This window comes from Lonepinella sp. MS14436 (genome assembly GCF_042470565.1).
In the GTDB taxonomy this organism is placed as follows: Bacteria; Pseudomonadota; Gammaproteobacteria; order Enterobacterales; family Pasteurellaceae; genus Lonepinella.
Genome location: NZ_CP170385.1, coordinates 269,356 through 284,038, shown reverse-complemented (window position 1 = coordinate 284,038; position 14,683 = coordinate 269,356). Strand labels below are relative to the sequence as shown.

General features: G+C 39.0%; 14 protein-coding genes and 1 tRNA gene. 7 read left to right on the top strand and 8 right to left on the bottom strand.

Features of this window, described 5'->3' with window-relative positions; genetic code table 11:
- Window positions 1–2: 2 nt before the first annotated feature.
- Both O1Q81_RS01400 and O1Q81_RS01395 read left to right on the top strand, forming a co-directional pair.
- On the top strand, window positions 3–1,049 hold the full coding sequence (locus O1Q81_RS01400) for an NAD(P)-dependent alcohol dehydrogenase (RefSeq protein ID WP_386697830.1): 1,047 nt from the start codon (window positions 3–5) through the stop codon (window positions 1,047–1,049).
- Between the two features lie 11 nt (window positions 1,050–1,060).
- Complete coding sequence (locus O1Q81_RS01395) at window positions 1,061–1,255, top strand: hypothetical protein (RefSeq protein ID WP_386688804.1); 195 nt, start codon at window positions 1,061–1,063, stop codon at window positions 1,253–1,255.
- A gap of 467 nt (window positions 1,256–1,722) precedes the next feature.
- On the opposite strand, the gene selB is transcribed toward O1Q81_RS01395, so the two are convergent.
- The 4 genes from selB to O1Q81_RS01375 are packed head-to-tail and all read right to left on the bottom strand — an operon-like array spanning window position 1,723 to window position 6,602.
- A complete protein-coding gene (gene selB / locus O1Q81_RS01390; protein ID WP_386697828.1) occupies window positions 1,723–3,579 on the bottom strand; it encodes a selenocysteine-specific translation elongation factor in 1,857 nt (618 codons plus the stop codon).
- Complete coding sequence (gene selA / locus O1Q81_RS01385) at window positions 3,576–4,958, bottom strand: L-seryl-tRNA(Sec) selenium transferase (protein WP_386697826.1); 1,383 nt, start codon at window positions 4,956–4,958, stop codon at window positions 3,576–3,578. The genes selB and selA overlap by 4 nt, the downstream gene beginning before the upstream one ends.
- 43 nt (window positions 4,959–5,001) lie before the next feature.
- The gene (locus O1Q81_RS01380) at window positions 5,002–6,279 is read right to left on the bottom strand and encodes a type II toxin-antitoxin system HipA family toxin (protein ID WP_386691871.1); all 1,278 of its coding nucleotides are present in this window, start codon (window positions 6,277–6,279) and stop codon (window positions 5,002–5,004) included.
- On the bottom strand, window positions 6,279–6,602 hold the full coding sequence (locus tag O1Q81_RS01375) for a helix-turn-helix domain-containing protein (protein WP_386697825.1): 324 nt from the start codon (window positions 6,600–6,602) through the stop codon (window positions 6,279–6,281). The genes O1Q81_RS01380 and O1Q81_RS01375 overlap by 1 nt, the downstream gene beginning before the upstream one ends.
- A 147-nt stretch (window positions 6,603–6,749) precedes the next feature.
- Here O1Q81_RS01375 and O1Q81_RS01370 point away from each other — a divergent pair.
- Window positions 6,750–6,844, top strand: a tRNA-Sec gene (locus O1Q81_RS01370).
- A gap of 13 nt (window positions 6,845–6,857) precedes the next feature.
- Here the strand turns inward: O1Q81_RS01370 and recX are convergent.
- The 3 genes from recX to O1Q81_RS01355 form a co-directional block, all read right to left on the bottom strand.
- Window positions 6,858–7,310, bottom strand: a complete 453-nt coding sequence (gene recX, locus O1Q81_RS01365; RefSeq protein WP_386697823.1) for a recombination regulator RecX — start codon at window positions 7,308–7,310, stop codon at window positions 6,858–6,860.
- Between the two features lie 71 nt (window positions 7,311–7,381).
- Window positions 7,382–8,506, bottom strand: coding sequence for a recombinase RecA (recA, locus tag O1Q81_RS01360; protein WP_386691867.1), 1,125 nt, complete (start codon window positions 8,504–8,506; stop codon window positions 7,382–7,384).
- Window positions 8,507–8,575: 69 nt separating this feature from the next.
- Window positions 8,576–9,217 carry an anthranilate synthase component II gene (locus tag O1Q81_RS01355; RefSeq protein ID WP_386697821.1) on the bottom strand — a complete coding sequence of 214 codons (642 nt, stop codon included), beginning with the start codon at window positions 9,215–9,217 and terminating at the stop codon, window positions 8,576–8,578.
- Between the two features lie 70 nt (window positions 9,218–9,287).
- Between O1Q81_RS01355 and O1Q81_RS01350 the strand changes: the two genes are divergently transcribed.
- From O1Q81_RS01350 to pdxH, 3 genes are read left to right on the top strand one after another with little or no spacing between them, the layout of a single operon-like run.
- Window positions 9,288–10,271 carry an aminodeoxychorismate synthase component I gene (locus tag O1Q81_RS01350; protein WP_386697819.1) on the top strand — a complete coding sequence of 328 codons (984 nt, stop codon included), beginning with the start codon at window positions 9,288–9,290 and terminating at the stop codon, window positions 10,269–10,271.
- Window positions 10,268–10,852, top strand: coding sequence for an aminotransferase class IV family protein (locus tag O1Q81_RS01345; protein WP_386697817.1), 585 nt, complete (start codon window positions 10,268–10,270; stop codon window positions 10,850–10,852). The genes O1Q81_RS01350 and O1Q81_RS01345 overlap by 4 nt, the downstream gene beginning before the upstream one ends.
- 15 nt (window positions 10,853–10,867) lie before the next feature.
- Window positions 10,868–11,500: a pyridoxamine 5'-phosphate oxidase gene (gene pdxH / locus O1Q81_RS01340; protein ID WP_386688824.1), complete on the top strand. Its 633-nt coding sequence runs from the start codon at window positions 10,868–10,870 to the stop codon at window positions 11,498–11,500.
- 232 nt (window positions 11,501–11,732) lie between these two features.
- Here the strand turns inward: pdxH and dprA are convergent, their stop codons facing one another.
- Window positions 11,733–12,839 (bottom strand): DNA-processing protein DprA, encoded by a 1,107-nt coding sequence (gene dprA, locus O1Q81_RS01335; RefSeq protein WP_386697815.1) that lies wholly within the window; start codon window positions 12,837–12,839, stop codon window positions 11,733–11,735.
- Between the two features lie 171 nt (window positions 12,840–13,010).
- Between dprA and O1Q81_RS01330 the strand changes: the two genes are divergently transcribed.
- Window positions 13,011–14,513, top strand: a complete 1,503-nt coding sequence (locus O1Q81_RS01330; protein ID WP_386697813.1) for a helicase HerA-like C-terminal domain-containing protein — start codon at window positions 13,011–13,013, stop codon at window positions 14,511–14,513.
- The last annotated feature ends 170 nt before the right edge of the window (window positions 14,514–14,683 follow it).

Sequence of the window (14,683 nt, the reverse complement as noted above, 5' to 3'; positions counted from 1 at the left end):
TTATGACTTATACTGTAAAAGGCTTCGCTGCGTTATCTGCCACTCAGCCACTTGTTCCCTTTAATGTACCACGCCGTGCTTTGCGTGCAGATGATGTGCAAATTGATATTCTTTACACAGGTGTGTGCCATTCCGATTTACACATGGCTCGTAACGACTGGGGCGTGTCGCAATTTCCTGTTGTGCCAGGACATGAAATTGTTGGACGTGTAAAAGCAGTTGGTTCGGCGGTGAGCAAATTTAAAGTTGGCGACTTGGTTGGTGTAGGTTGTTTAGTCGATTCTTGCCGTACTTGTAATCCTTGTCAACATGATTTAGAACAGTACTGCGAACAAGGTTCAACGCAAACTTATGGCGGTGTCGATCGTCACGATCACACACCAACTTACGGTGGCTATTCTAAAGACATTGTAGTGAGTGAAGCGTTCGTGTTAAGTGTGCCTGAAAATTTAGACACCAAAGCGGTACCGCCAGTATTATGTGCTGGGATCACTACTTGGTCGCCATTGCGTCATTGGAATGTAGGCAAAGGCTCAAAAGTGGCAGTTGTAGGTTTGGGTGGTCTAGGACACATGGCGATTAAATTGGCAAAAGCATTGGGGGCGGAAGTGGCGTTATTCACTCGTTCGCCTGCAAAATCACAAGATGCTTTGCGTTTAGGGGCAAGCCAAATCATCGTTTCTACCAATGAAGAGCAGATGAAAGCGGCAGCAAATCAGTTTGATTTAATCATTGATACCGTGCCATACAGCCACGATGTTAGCCCTTATATGCCGACATTGGCATTAGATGGTACTTTGGTATTTGTAGGGTTGATTGGGCAACACCCTGAATTTTCTACTGCACCATTGATTTTCGGCAGACGTTCTATCGCAGGTTCTGTGATTGGCGGCATTAAAGAAACGCAAGAATTATTGGATTTCTGCGGTGAGCATAATATCGTGTCGGACGTAGAAATGATTAATATGGCAGACATCAATACTGCTTATGAGCGTATGCTAAAAAGCGATGTGAAATATCGTTTTGTGATTGATATTGCTACATATTAAGGAAAAACATTATGAATACCGTACATATCACATGGCAGCAGGGGGGAGACAGCAATAATCAGACCTACATCTGCTGCACTGACACCGAGACCGAAATCTGCCAAGCCTGTGCCACACTCGCACCCATGCCAGAATTGGTGCAATGGGGTATTACGCTTGAACTCAATACCATCGTCCTGAATCGATTCATTGGTCACAAATCTTGATAACATCAAATATAAAAGCTACGTTTCCATACGCTTTGCAGAGAGTCTGGGAAGTTGTAACTTCGGTTTCGGACTGTTCGTGGAGAAGTGATATTGAGAAAATAGAGGTTGTATCGGACACACAATTTGTCGAGATAACAAAGAGTGAATATAGGACAACTTTCACAGTAACAAGGCAAGAACCTTATTACCTGTGGGAGTTTGATATGGAGAATGACAACATGAAAGGACATTGGGTCGGTGTTTTCAGTGGAAATGAAAAGATTACTACGATTAATTTCACAGAACACGTAGAACCTAAGAAATGGTTTCCGAATCTGTTGGTAAAGATATATTTGAAAATACAACAAGTCAGATATGTCAAAGATTTAAGAAAAGCTCTAAAGGAAGCCTGTAACCATCGCCGACTTGGTATGTAGTTAATTATGACCGCACATTTGCGGTCATTTTGCTTTAAGCCATATTGATTAATCAAACATTTCCCTATCTCGCAAAATATGTACATTGCCTTTACGTCTTAATAATCCGCAACGGTCAAAATATTCAATTAATTGCACAGTGAGTTTGCGTCCAAATTGGAGTTCATCTCGTAATTGATTGACACAAATATCCCCTTGTTTTGCAATTAATTGCTTGATGACTTTGGCGTGGGCATATAGGTTTTCGGTTAAGAAAAAACGATCCTTGATAATCGGGGTTAAATAGCCTAATTTCCCCGCTTTATAACAAAAATTCCGCATTTGGTTTTCATCAATGGATAAGGCATTTGCCATATCTCTCACCCACAACGGTTGACCATTTTGTTGCACAAATTCGTCTAGTACCAATTTCCATAAGGCTTGCTCTTCTGCATTAAACTCAATTTTATGTTCAGGCAAATGCAACCAGCCACGGGTTTGTTGTAATTTTCCTTGAGTCAATAATTCATCTATAAAATGGTAGATCAATTTTTCAGGCTGATTAAGTGTGGCAATGCGGTATAAACGAGCTTTGCCTAAGCCGACTTGATCGGAATGTTGTTGATGATAATTGGAAAGTGCGGTCAAAATTTGCTGATTTTTTTCTGCTTGATAATCTTGATTAAAACACCACTGCTGAAAACGTACAGCGTGATTTTGTTGCAAAATGGTGGCTAAGTCCGCTTCATTTAACTGTTCAATCCATAATAAATAAGACACTTCAACGGCTGTTTGTTGTAAATATAGTGCAATACGGTCATTGATATTTTCTACTTGTTGCAAATTCTGTAAGAATTTTAACCGCACTTCACTGCGTTTATGGCGTTTGGGCGAGTTAATTTCGATGACTTTTGCTCCAGCAATTAATTGCTTATTATCGCCACTGCGTAAAATTAATTTATCCGCAAAGCTCAAAAATAGCGGTTTATCTAAGATAATTTCTGCTAAGGCTTGTGTTTGTGGTGGTAACGTTTTTGTTGTGAGCAAAGACAATTTACCAACAGTATGATTAGTCGCATGATAAAGATGTATCGCTTGGTTTTCTGCTAAAGGTATTTCTGGATTAAGCTGAACGGTAATGCGATCTGTGGCAAATTGTGGTGGTTGATTAAATAACCAGTCCCCCCGTTGAATTGAGCTACGCTCAATATCAGTATGAATATTTAATGCTAACCGTTGTCCTGCCAACCCTTGTTTGCTCGGTTGATTTTGGGCGTGAATATTTTTCACGCGTACTTTTTCGCCGTTAGATAAAAACAATTCATCATCAATGTTTACCTTACCACTAAATGCTGTACCAGTGACCACTGTACCAGCCCCTTTTACACTAAAAATACGGTCGATAGCGTAGCGGAAAGGTTTATTGGGGTCAGCTAAATTTGGCAGTGTAGTTAAAAAATCACGTAATTCGGCGATGCCTTGTTGGGTAGTCGCAGATGTGACGAAAATTGGGCTATCGGCTAAAGAGGGGTAATTAGCTTTGATTGTGTGTTTAAGTGCATCGATCTGGCTTGAACTCGCTTTATCAGCTTTGGTTAAGACGATCAGAATTTTATTGAGTTGCAACTGACGTAAAATGGCTAAATGTTCCACTGTTTGAGCTTGAATCCCGTCATCAATGGCAATAATCAGCATGGCATAATGAATTCCCCCCAAGCCAGCCAACATATTCGGCAAAAATTTTTCGTGACCGGGAACATCAATAAATCCAAGTGTTTTATCACCTAAGGGCAAATAAGCATAACCCAAATCAATGGTCATTCCACGTTTTTTTTCTTCGGGTAAATGAGCAGTATTTGTGCCAGTTAATGCCTGCAACAAGGCGGTTTTGCCATGGTCAACGTGACCAGAAGTAACAATAATCATAAGGCTTGTAAACTCTCTAACAGGTGATCGACATTTGCTAATGAACGTATATCCAACCAAATTTTATCTTGTTCCATTCTGGCAATTATTGGCGTTGGTAGTTGTTTTAGCCGTTGTAAAAGTGCGGTTAATTTTCCGTTAGTTTGGTTTGCTATGGTGACTGCAACCGATGGAATTTTGGCTAACGGTTGTGAACCACTACCAATTTGTGCATAACTTGCTTCGATTTGCAGGGAAAATTCGGGTAAATGTTGCGATAATTGTTCTTTCACTCGTTCCGCTTTTTCATTTAATTGTGCTATGGATTGAGTGAGTAAGCGTAAGGTTGGCAAGGTTTCGATTAATTTTTCAGGTTGTAGATACAGGCGTAAGGTGGCTTCTAAGCCAGCTAGAATCACTTTATCACAACGTAGAACGCGTTTAAGTGGGTGTGCTTGTAATTGATCAATAAGAGATTTCTTACCCACAATAATACCAGCTTGCACACCGCCGAGCAGTTTGTCCCCAGAAAAAGAAATTAAGTCCACGCCTTGTGCCAATTTTTCCTGTACTGTTGGTTCTTTTGGTAAGCCGTACTGGGTTAAATCAATTAATGCTCCAGAGCCAAGATCGCTAATCACAGGAATATTAAATTGCTTACCTAATTCGGTAAGTTTATGTTCTTCAACTGAATGGGTAAAACCACAAATTTGATAATTACTGTTATGTACTTTCATCAGAAAAGCAGTATTCTCGTTGATTGCGTTTTGATAATCTTTTAAATGCGTACGATTAGTGGTGCCGACTTCTACCAGTGTACATCCTGCTTGAGCCATAATATCAGGAATCCGAAATGCACCGCCAATCTCAATCAGTTCTCCACGAGAAATAATCACTTCTTTGCCTTGTGCAAAGGTGGCAAGCATTAACAATACTGCAGCTGCATTATTATTCACGACACAAGCTGCTTCCGCTCCCGTCAGTTGAGTAAGTAATTCACTAATATAATGATCTCGATGGCTACGTTTTCCTATCTCTAAGTCATATTCCAATGCCACATTACCTGCCATAGCATTTACAGCGGCTTGTTGAGCGGTTTCAGACCACAATGCACGCCCTAAATTCGTGTGTAACACGGTGCCTGTTAGGTTATGCACTGATTTAATTTGTACTTGGTTTTGTTGAATTAATTGATGACGAATTTCCGTAATTGTATGGTCAATATCGTTGAAATAATTGGGAAGTTGCTGTGTTTCTTTGATTTGCTCTCGAGCCAGTTGCAAAATCTGACGAATCATATTGACGACCGCCGTATGTCCAAATTGATCCACTAGCAATTCACCTTGCGGTGTTTTGAGTAATTTATCTACTGATGGTAATTGTTGAAAAAGTGCGGTCATTTTGTGTCCTGTTTTGTTGAACGTTGGGGTATTATACTATAACTTACCACGCCTTTTTTACCTTATCTTCCAACCCTTGTAAAATTGGTTCAGCGATAAAATCGGGAAGATGGCGATGCGGAATTTGAGCTAAACGCGGCAGTGTTTGGCTAATCTCATGTAGAATTTCTTCAACATTTTCCTTGGCAAATCCAGCTAGTTTTGCAGTTTGGAAAATATGGCGGAGTTGGACTTTGTCCCATAAATAATGCTTATTTTCACCGTGCCATGCCATTGCCATTTTAATTTTTTGACGTTGTAATCCTTTTGGATTAATCAATGGATAAGCTGACATCACGTCATAAAATGGGGTTAAGCGATATCGGTTGCCTTGTTCAAGAAAAAGGCTGAAATTTTTCGTATGCCCATCAATAGCACACAAAAGCCAAAATAAAATCTGTGCTTTGAAAAAAGCCTTGCGGTCATTAAGCGGATTTGCAGAACTATTTAACAATCGCATAATGGTGAGAATCCCTGCTCCACCGTCTGATTCATATTTTCGAGCAGGGGCAATATTCAAGGCTTGGCAAAGATCTTCTTGTGGTAAACGTACCAGCCAATTTTGCGACTTTGCCCAGCGGCGATCAAAACGCTCTACAATTAACACTTTGGTTTCACCGAAATAACGAATTTTTGCATTAGGAACGTCCAAGCCGAATAAACGCAAAATCTCAAGGCAAAGCCATTCATTTTCGCAACTCATTGAAAGATCAAGCTGACCTTGTGCTACCAGTCCGATAGGGAGCTTGAAAATATGGCTAGTTGCCGTAGAGTAGTGCGGTCGTTTCCATTGATTTTCGTGAAAAAGTAACGCTGTTTTTTCTTGTGCCCCAGCTAGCGAAATGCGGAAATCATCCGTTTGCTCCATTCCCAACGGCAGAGATTGATAATTTTTTAATAATGCTTCAATCTCATGCTCATTCAATGACGTAGCATTTACTTGCCGAATAGAATAAGGTAAATCTCGATAGAGCTGAATTGCTCCGACACAATCTTGTCCAATAGCGGAAAGTAAATCAAAAGGTGTTTTGGTATTTATTTGAAAACGTTGTTGGATCCGAGAACGAATCTGATCATTATCGGGTAATAAATTATCAAAAAAGTTAAACACCACATCGCCTTTGTAAATTTTATTCGACAATGGCAACGAAAGCGAAATAGCTCGTGAGCGGGGGGAATTTAACCAATTTGGACTATATTGAAACTCCGTTGCACCATTAGCTAATTTACGCCATTGACCAATGTGAATGCCATTCATAGCAATATTAAGTATATTTTCCATTACCAAATCTCATCATCGTCACTAATGTGATATATTGCACTTTCTTCCGCCATGCCGAGTATTGTCGCTGTGTCATCGTTTTTCGTGGCTAATATTTGCCCTTGCGTTGGGCGAGATTGTACGATAAGTTCCAATTCTAGTGCCGTCAGAATTTTGAACAAAGTTTCTAATTTTGTACTTTCAGGATTGTTTTCAAACACGGAAACTGTTGCTTGCTTGGTGGCAGCTCGCTTCGCCACATCCACTTGAGAAAGTTCGGCTTGATAACGAAACTCCCGAATAACCTGTGCTAATGCTTTTGCGCTAGTGATGCTTAATGCCATAATTTATTCGTTATACTTTGAAAAGGATGTTTGGCATTATATCCCTTAAAAGGGATTGTTGCAAGAATATCCTTTTTAGGGGTTATTAATCGGGTAAAAAGGTTGTTTGACAAAAAATGACATTATGCTAAAGTTGCCATCAATTTTGGAAAGTAGGCGTATCCGGTGATGCGGCAGGACTTCAAATCCTGTTAGGGCTGCCAGCAGTCCTAGGTGGGTTCAACTCCCATTACTTTCCGCCAATCTTGCTATTTGCTAATAGTCGCTACTAGAACCGATATAGTCTGCAAATTCTTCCGCATAAAAACCATGTGAAAGCATATAACGCCAGATTTTTTGTTTGGTTTTTATATCCAATTTTTGTTGATATTGGGGAAATTTTCGGTTTAAAACGCTTAATGCAATATCTGACCAGTTTATTTCGCTTTGCTCGATTACGTTTTGAATAATCTGCGAACTCACCCCTTTTAATTGGCGTAATTCTTGTTTAATTCGATTTACACCATAACCCCGATTGGCTCGAAAATTCAGGTAATTTTCGGCAAAACGTTGATCACTTTGCCAGTGGCGTTGTTGGCAATGTGCTAGTGCCTGATCAATATCTTCTTGGCTAAAGGCTTTTTGTTGCATTTTGCAACGAATTTCATATTCGCTGTAATCACGGCGAGCCAGTAGGTTAATCAGATAATTTAGGGCGAGAGATGACATGGATTATTCCCTGCATAGTTGAAAAAAGTGCGGTTAAAAATACCGCACTTTGGGATATATGTGTGTAATACTTAGAAATCTAAATCATTTACTTCGTCATTTATTTCATCACTTTGATCTTTATCATTATCATCCGCTGGCAACAAGGCTTGTTCAGGATTTTCTAATAAAGCTGTCTTAATTTTATCTTCTAATTCTGCGGCTGCTTCAGGATTGTCTTCTAACCATTTGATCGCATTCGCTTTACCTTGCCCGATTTTTTCACCATTGTAAGCATACCAAGCCCCAGATTTGTTGACTAATTTTTGTTTAACACCAAGTTCAATTAGCTCACCATTTTTCGAGATACCCGCACCATAAAGAATTTGGAATTCGGCTTGACGGAACGGAGCTGCAAGTTTATTTTTCACTACTTTGACCCGAGTATCATTACCAATAATCTCATCACCCTCTTTCACTGCACCGATACGGCGAATATCTAAACGTACAGATGAATAGAATTTTAGTGCGTTACCGCCAGTTGTGGTTTCTGGATTGCCAAACATCACACCGATTTTCATTCGAATTTGGTTGATAAACACTACTAAACAGTTAGAGTTTTTAATTTGACCGGTTAATTTACGCAACGCTTGTGACATTAAACGGGCTTGCAAACCAACGTGAGAATCGCCCATATCCCCTTCAATTTCAGCTTTTGGGGTTAATGCAGCGACAGAGTCCACAATAATCACATCAATCGCCCCTGAACGTACTAAGGCATCACAGATTTCTAGGGCTTGTTCACCATTATCAGGTTGAGAAATAAACAGTTCTTTGACATCAACCCCTAATTTTGCTGCATAAATTGGGTCTAAGGCATGTTCCGCATCAATAAAGGCACAGACTTTACCTGCTTTTTGTGCTTGTGCGATCACGGAAAGGGTTAATGTAGTTTTACCTGATGATTCTGGACCAAAGATTTCAACGATACGCCCCATTGGCAAACCACCAATACCTAATGCTACATCTAAACCGATTGAACCTGTTGAAATAGATTCTACATCAAGGGTTTGTGAATCGCCTAACTTCATAATAGCGCCTTTGCCAAATTGTTTTTCAATTTGACCGAGAGCGGCTGCCAGTGCTTTTGCTTTGTCTTCTTGTGAGTTATTTTCTTTTGCCGTTGGTTTTGCTTTCGCTTTGTTATCTTTAGCCATTGTGTGACCCTTTTGGATGTTTGTTAAACTGTAAATTTGAGCATATATTATCTGTTATTAAAAACAGTATCAAGTGTTTTTTTGATCTTTTTCTGAAAAGTATGATCTGGATTCCAAATTTAAGAAATTTTTGAGTATCCACAGACCATATTCCGACATATAGGATTCTGGGTGAAACTGCACCCCAAAAATCGGTAAGGTGCGATGTTGGCATGCCATAATAATCTTATCATCGCAAATAGCGGTAATCTCTAATTCAGTGGGGAAATTTTCTGTTGAAACTGCCCAAGAGTGATATAAGCCAATCTCAAAATGGTTGGGTAAACCTTGAAATAAAACCGAATTTGATTGCACTTTTAAATGGCTTTTTTGACCATGTCGAACATTGGGTAAATTAAACAATGTCGCCCCAAAAAATTCACAAATTGTCTGATGACCTAAACACACCCCTAAAATCGTTTTTTGTTGGTAAAAACGTGTTAGCATAGCAACAAGTTGTGGGTAGCTTTTCGGTATATCTGGACCAGGTGAAATCAGAATATGACTGTAATCTTCAAGCCTATCAAGGCTTAAATTTTCCACATTTATCACATCGAATTGCACATGTAAACGGCGGATTAAATCCACTAAATTATAGGTGAAAGAATCGTGATTATTAATAATAGCAAGTTTGGTCATGGTCTTTTGAGTAGAAAAATAAACGCTTGCCATTATAAATGATTAGGCTAAACTTGAGCATATTTTGTTTGATTTATTTAAGGTCAACAGACCCTACTCTTTTATGCCGTTTAACGCTTTTATTGCACAAGCCAATCAGTTTGGGAAACAACGCCAACCATTTTTCTTTCTGATTGATTTTGAACAGAAAAAACCGCTGATTCTGCCCCTTGAGAAAATGGAAAAACAAGGGATATTTTTTGATTTACAAGGAAAAACGAATTATCCAACTGAAAAAGTGCGGTCAAAAAAAGCCTTAAATTTAACCGCACTTGCCATGTCAAAAAGTGAATATCAATGGGGTTTTGAAGTCGTTCAACAAGCCTTGCAAAAAGGTAATTCCTATTTGTTAAATCTTACTTATCCTACTGAAATAAAAACTAATTTTTCTTTATTAGAGGTTTTCGAGCAAGCTCAAGCAAAGTACAAACTTTATTATCAAAATCATTTTGTTTGTTTTTCGCCAGAATGTTTTGTCAGAACACAACAAAATCAAATTGTTACTTATCCCATGAAAGGTACTATTGACGCTACGTTACCTAATGCAGAACAACAATTAATGGCATCTCAAAAAGAGCAGTCAGAGCATTACACGATTGTCGATTTAATGCGAAATGATTTAGCCACAGTGGCGGAAAATATTGAAGTTCGCCGTTTTCGTTATGTGGATCGCATTGAAACCGAAAAAGGGGCGATTTTACAGACAAGTTCGGAAATTGTCGGTGAACTCTCGGAAAATTGGCAAGAAAATGTCGGGACTATTTTAGCCAAACTTTTGCCAGCTGGCTCAATTAGTGGAGCGCCTAAAGAAAAAACGGTGGAAATTATCCAACAAGCGGAAAAGAAAGAACGGGGTTATTATACGGGCATTTTTGGTATTTTTGACGGTGAGAACATAGACAGTGCAGTAGCTATTCGGTTTATTGAACAATGTGGTGAAAAAATGCTTTTTCGTAGTGGTGGTGGCATCACAAGGCAAAGCCAATTAGAGCAAGAATATGCGGAATTATTGCAAAAAATTTATATCCCATTAAGGAAAGCATTATGATATTTCCGTTATTTGAAACCATTTGTCTTGAACAGGGGATGGTTAGAAATATCGCTTTACATCAACAGCGTTATGAGAAATCATTATCGCTATTTTATAGTGGAACTGCGGTTAAAATTCACGATCTTTGGCAAATTATTGCAGAAAATAGTCAATTTTACACCGCACTTGATAGCCCATTAATTCGTTGTCGTATTGCTTATAATCATCAACATTATGCTGTGCAATTTTTCCCTTATCAACGCAAAATCTATCGTTATTTTCAACCTGTGATTTGTGACGATATAGATTATTCATTGAAATATCAGGATCGTTCCCTGCTCAATCAATTAGTTAAGCAAAAAGGTCAGGCTGATGAAATTATGATTATTAAAAAAGGTCACGTTACCGATTGTAGTATTGGCAATTTAGTGTTTCGTCAGGGAAAAGATTGGTTTACACCTAATACGCCATTATTAAAAGGTACGCAACGAGAGTTTTTGTTACAACAAAGCAGACTGCAAGAAATACCTATTTTAGCCGAAGATGTGCGTCATTTTGACGAAATTAGGTTGATTAATGCAATGAATAGCTTGGATTAAATTAGGAATAAAAAGATGGATTTACACAATATTCGAGAAGATTACAGTAAACAGGCGTTATCTCGTAAACAATGCCTTGCCGATCCATTAAAACAATTTGAACATTGGTTAAATGAAGCGATAACAGCCAAAGTATGTGAGCCAACCGCAATGAATGTGGCAACGGTGAATGAACAAGGTAAGCCAACTAGCCGAGTGGTGTTGTTAAAAGAAGTGAATGAGCAAGGGTTTGTTTTCTTTACTAATTATCACAGTCAAAAGGGTCGAGCGTTGCAACATACACCGTTTACGGCTTTAAATTTCTTTTGGGGCGAGTTAGAGCGACAAGTCAGAATTGAAGGCAGAGTGGAAAAATTACCCGCTGTACAATCCGATGAATATTTTGCATCACGTCCTTATACCAGTCGAGTAGGGGCATGGGCGAGTGAGCAAAGTGCGGTGATTTCTAGCAAAAATGTGTTATTAGCCAAGGCGGCACAGATAGCAGCTAAACACCCATTAAATGTGCCACGTCCACCACATTGGGGTGGTTATGTCGTGATTCCTGAAATGATCGAATTTTGGCAAGGTCGCCCGAGCCGCCTACATGATCGTATTCGTTATCGGTTGGAAAAAGAGCATTGGGTGATAGAAAGATTATCGCCATAAGTCGAAAATAAGATGTTGCATTTAGCGTAAAAATTGATTAGTATTTAGGAACTGCCTAGCGGTAGCTGCTACTACCACTAGGACTTTAGTTAAATTATTAGTAGGCGGGTAGAGCCATAGCTAATAAGATAACAAGGATTAACAACTTAATTATCATAATCCAGTTCCTTTTTGTAAGCCCCACTCTACACAGCGTGGGGTTTGCTGTTTCTAGCCCTATGCTAGATGGTTCTTATAATCGTCGTTTATATAGCCCCTTTTCACATTCAATAAGTTCTTCTAATTCTAGCGTCAATAATTGCCCTAACAGGACATCAACTGAAATTTTGGACTGTTCCGCCAGTTCATCAATACTAATGGGGTTATAGCCGATTAAAGCATATAAATCAGGATATGTTGGCTCAATAACATTAAAAGGTAACTCTGTATTTTGACTAGTCGTGTTGGGAGCAAAGCCATTCATGGGTAACGAATAAGGAGCGAGATTTTCAATAATATCCTGCACCGATTCCACTAAATTTGCCCCCTGTTTAATCAGATGATGGCAGCCTTGGCTATATTGATTATGCAAATTACCAGGTAAGGCAAATACATCTCGATTTTGCTCTAGGGCATAACGGGCGGTAATTAGTGATCCGCTTTTTTGATTTGCTTCAACTACCAACACGCCTTGCGACATGCCACTAATAATGCGGTTTCGTCTTGGGAAGTTAGTGGCAACGGGCGGTTGGTTGGGTAAAAATTCTGATACCAACGTGCCATTATTAACTAGAATTTGTTCCGCTAATCCTTTATGCCGACTGGGATAAATTTGTTGTAATCCACTGCCTAATACAGCAATCGTTTTGCTTTGCATTTCAACCACTGCTTTGTGTGCGAAACCGTCAATTCCAATCGCTAATCCACTGGTAACAATAAATCCTGATCGAATCAATTCTGTGGCAAAATATTTAGCCCAATATTCACCGTAATTAGAGCAATCCCGACTACCTACAATCGCCAGTTGAGCCAGATTTAGATTTTCCACATTGCCTTTTACAAACAACAAGGGCGGAACGGAATTAATTTGCTTTAATAATTGCGGATATTCTGCTTGATAGTAAGCCACAATATGATGATTTGTATCAGCTTGTTGCCATTCCAGTGGTGGTTCAATATATTTTTGTTCTGGGTGAAACCAACGTTGAATTTGTTTTGCTTGCCAGCCAATGTGATGAAAAGCGGTTTCATCGTAATCTAACAGGGTTTGTGGTGTGATTTGAGTTAAAATTTCTTGAATTGCATTTGCACCAAGATTAGGTACTTGCATTAGACGTAATAAGAGTTCGATATTTTGCATGAGAATGATAAAAGTGCGGTTGGTTTTTCGGAAATTTTAGGTTATAAGTCGAAAGGAAAAGAGTCGAGATTTTTTGCTAGATTTTGGAATCAAGATCACAAAATCTCATTTTTTGACTAACAGTCATTTTTCTCTTATTATGCTCAAAATTTACAACATAAAGGATATTTCATGAATATATTTGAAATCGCACGCAATAGTGAGGGACACAGTTTCGGGATCAATGCCAAAATGGCAAACCGTCATGGCTTAATCGCTGGGGCAACGGGGACAGGGAAAACCGTCACTTTGCGTAAATTAGCGGAAGAATTTAGTGATAACGGCGTGCCTGTATTTTTGGTCGATGTAAAAGGCGATCTTTCAGGTATGACGGTGAAAGGCACCATGCAAGGCAAAATTGCGGAACGTATTGAACAATTTAGCTTAGGTGGTGAAAACTATTTAAACAGTTATCCAGTTTCTTTTTGGGATGTATTCGGCGAAACAGGGATTCCATTACGTACCACAATCTCGGAAATGGGTCCATTGTTGCTTTCTCGTTTATTAAATCTCAATCCAACTCAAGAAGGCTTATTAAATATTCTATTCCGTGTGGCAGACGATAAAGGGTTGTTGCTTATTGATTTGAAAGATCTGCGTGCGATGTTGAAATATCTCGCCGATAACGCTAAGGAATTTCAATTACAATATGGCAATATTTCCGCTGCCAGTGTGGGGGCAATTCAGCGTGCCTTATTGACCCTTGAAAATGAGGGGGCGGAAAAATTATTTGGTGAGCCTGCATTAAATTTGGAAGACTGGTTACAAACTCGTGATGGACGTGGCGTAATTAATATTTTGAATTCAGAAAAATTAATTAATTCATCTCGTATGTACAGTGCCTTTTTGTTGTGGTTAATGGCTGAATTATTCGAGCAATTACCTGAAGTGGGTGATCCAGATAAACCAAAATTTGTGATGTTCTTTGATGAAGCTCATTTGTTATTTGATGGTGCCCCAAGTGTCTTAATTGAAAAAGTGGAGCAAGTAGTCCGTTTAATTCGTTCTAAAGGCGTGGGTATTTATTTTGTCACGCAAAATCCATTAGATTTGCCAGAAACTGTGTTAGGTCAACTGGGTAATCGTGTCCAACATGCGTTGCGAGCCTTTACGCCGAGAGATCAAAAAGCGGTGAAAACTGCAGCCGAAACGTTCCGTGCCAATAAAGGTGTGAATGTGGTGGAAGCCATTACCACCTTAGGTGTAGGCGAGGCATTAGTTTCATTCCTAGATGAAAAAGGGATGCCAACACCAGTGGAAATTGCGACCATTTATCCACCAAAAAGCCAGCTTACGCCATTAACGCAAGAGCAACGTCAAACGTGGGTTAAAGATGATGATTTATTTGCTTATTATAACAATTATGTAGATAACCATTCTGCCTTTGAGATGTTAGCGGAACAAGCTAATTTAGATCAAGTGGCACAACAACAAGCCCAACAAGCGGAACAACAAGAAAACGAGGGTGTATTGGGTTCATTGAGTCGAATGATTTTTGGCACTAAAAAACGTGGCGAAAAGTTAACCGTAACAGAAGAAATTGTCAGTGGTTTAAGTAAATCGGTGGGACGAAGTATTCGTTCTCAAATTACCCGACAGATTACAAGGGGAATTTTAGGGGCGTTAACGAAGTAAATTTTCCCAATATAACCTGTTCGTAAAAGTGCGGTGCAAAAAATAAGAATTTTTTCACTGCACTTTTTTATAAAGAATTAGCAATATTTATTGATAATAGTTATCATTAATATTATTATTGGCTCGAAATTTTAGCGGTTTATTTTTTAAACAACCTTAAATTGGAGCTT

Excerpts from the sequence above, each read along its gene's own strand:
- O1Q81_RS01400 (WP_386697830.1), top strand. The coding sequence starts at position 3 with ATGACTTATACTGTAAAAGGCTTCGCTGCGTTATCTGCCACTCAGCCA.
- O1Q81_RS01395 (WP_386688804.1), top strand. The coding sequence starts at position 1,061 with ATGAATACCGTACATATCACATGGCAGCAGGGGGGAGACAGCAATAAT.
- selB (WP_386697828.1), bottom strand. The coding sequence starts at position 3,579 with ATGATTATTGTTACTTCTGGTCACGTTGACCATGGCAAAACCGCCTTG.
- selA (WP_386697826.1), bottom strand. The coding sequence starts at position 4,958 with ATGACCGCACTTTTTCAACAATTACCATCAGTAGATAAATTACTCAAA.
- O1Q81_RS01380 (WP_386691871.1), bottom strand. The coding sequence starts at position 6,279 with ATGGAAAATATACTTAATATTGCTATGAATGGCATTCACATTGGTCAA.
- O1Q81_RS01375 (WP_386697825.1), bottom strand. The coding sequence starts at position 6,602 with ATGGCATTAAGCATCACTAGCGCAAAAGCATTAGCACAGGTTATTCGG.
- recX (WP_386697823.1), bottom strand. The coding sequence starts at position 7,310 with ATGTCATCTCTCGCCCTAAATTATCTGATTAACCTACTGGCTCGCCGT.
- recA (WP_386691867.1), bottom strand. The coding sequence starts at position 8,506 with ATGGCTAAAGATAACAAAGCGAAAGCAAAACCAACGGCAAAAGAAAAT.
- O1Q81_RS01355 (WP_386697821.1), bottom strand. The coding sequence starts at position 9,217 with ATGGCAAGCGTTTATTTTTCTACTCAAAAGACCATGACCAAACTTGCT.
- O1Q81_RS01350 (WP_386697819.1), top strand. The coding sequence starts at position 9,288 with ATGCCGTTTAACGCTTTTATTGCACAAGCCAATCAGTTTGGGAAACAA.
- O1Q81_RS01345 (WP_386697817.1), top strand. The coding sequence starts at position 10,268 with ATGATATTTCCGTTATTTGAAACCATTTGTCTTGAACAGGGGATGGTT.
- pdxH (WP_386688824.1), top strand. The coding sequence starts at position 10,868 with ATGGATTTACACAATATTCGAGAAGATTACAGTAAACAGGCGTTATCT.
- dprA (WP_386697815.1), bottom strand. The coding sequence starts at position 12,839 with ATGCAAAATATCGAACTCTTATTACGTCTAATGCAAGTACCTAATCTT.
- O1Q81_RS01330 (WP_386697813.1), top strand. The coding sequence starts at position 13,011 with ATGAATATATTTGAAATCGCACGCAATAGTGAGGGACACAGTTTCGGG.